Origin of the sequence: Amycolatopsis kentuckyensis, from assembly GCF_002155975.1 — a bacterium.
GTDB lineage: Bacteria > Actinomycetota > Actinomycetes > Mycobacteriales > Pseudonocardiaceae > Amycolatopsis > Amycolatopsis kentuckyensis.
The window spans coordinates 1-1,430 of the sequence record NZ_MUMI01000298.1; the positions used below are offsets into that span (position 1 = coordinate 1).

Below are 1,430 nucleotides of genomic sequence, written 5' to 3' on the forward strand. Positions count from 1 at the left end.
ATCCGCCGCCACGGCCCGGGCGGATCCCGGGCCGTGGTGGCGGATGCCGAGCAGGTGGGTCGAGGTCAAGAGAGCTCCTGCCCGGCCCGGTAGAAGTCGGCCCAGCCGTCACGTTCGCGGACCACGGTCTCCAGGTATTCGATCCAGATCGCGCGGTCGGCCACCGGGTCCTTGACCACGGCGCCGTGGATGCCCGCCGCGATGTCGTGCGGGCGCAGCACGCCGTCGCCGAAGTGGACGGCCAGGGCGAGCCCGCCGGTGAGCACGCTGATCGCCTCCGCGGTCGAGAGCGTGCCGGACGGGGACTTCACCGCCGTGCGGCCGTCTTCGGTGCGGCCCGAGCGCAGCTCGCGGAACACCGTGACCACGCGGCGGATCTCGGCCAGCTCGGCGGCTTCCGCGGGCAGCTGCAGGGAGGTGCCCAGCTCGGCGACCCGCCGGCTGACGATCTCGACCTCGGCCTCGGCGCTGTCCGGCAGCGGCAGCACGACCGTGTTGAACCGTCGCCGCAGCGCGCTCGACAGCTCGTTGACCCCCTTGTCGCGGTTGTTCGCCGTCGCGATCAGGTTGAAGCCCGGCCGGGCCTGGATCTCGGTGCCCAGCTCCGGGATCGGGAGGGTCTTCTCGGAGAGGATGGTGATCAGCGAGTCCTGGACGTCCGCGGGGATGCGCGTCAGCTCCTCCAGCCGGGCGAGCTTGCCGTCCCGCATCGCGTGCACGAGCGGGCTTTCGACGAGCGCGGCGGCGCTCGGGCCCTCGGCGATCAGCCGGGCGTAGTTCCAGCCGTAGCGGATCGACTCCTCGGACGTGCCCGCGGTGCCCTGCACCAGCAGCGTCGAATCCCCGCTGATGGCGGCGGAGAGATGCTCGGACACCCACGTCTTCGCCGTGCCGGGGACGCCGAGCAGCAGCAGCGCGCGGTCGGTGGCGAGGGTGGCGACGGCGACCTCGATCAGCCGCCGCGGGCCGACGTACTTCGGGGTGATGACGGTGCCGTCCGGCAGGGTGCCGCCGAGCAGGTACTCGACCACGGCCCAGGGCGAGAGGTTCCAGTTGGGCGGCTTGGCCTTCTCGTCGGCGGCGGCCAGTGCGGCCAGCTCGGCGGCGTGGTCCTGTTCGGCGTGCGGCCGGAGGACGGTGGGGGCGGTCATGCGAGCTCCTCGTACATTTCGCGGCGGAAGTTCAGCGTTTCGGTGAGCGCCCGGCGCCACGGCCCGGCGTCCATGGTCAGGCGCGTGGTGGCCAGCGGGTGGCGCAGGCACGGCGGCGGGACGGCCCGCGCGATCACGACGGCGGCGTGCGAGACCAGCCGGTGGTCGTCCTGGCGGGCGATCCAGTCGAGCAGCGCGGTGCCGAGCTCCTTCGTCCACGGCCGGGGCAGTTCGTGCACCAGCCGCGCGAACGATTCCACGGGCAGCCGGCCGACGAGG

At 73.1% G+C, this 1,430-nt stretch carries 2 protein-coding genes; both read right to left on the reverse strand.

The features are described 5' to 3' along the window. Window positions 1-65 precede the first annotated feature (65 nt). On the reverse strand, window positions 66-1,151 hold the full coding sequence (locus CCN39_RS27285) for an ATP-binding protein (protein WP_086846646.1): 1,086 nt from the start codon (window positions 1,149-1,151) through the stop codon (window positions 66-68). After that, window positions 1,148-1,430 (reverse strand): DUF5691 domain-containing protein (locus CCN39_RS27290; protein WP_491844428.1); only part of this gene is annotated, 283 nt, incomplete at its 5' end. The genes CCN39_RS27285 and CCN39_RS27290, both read right to left, overlap by 4 nt.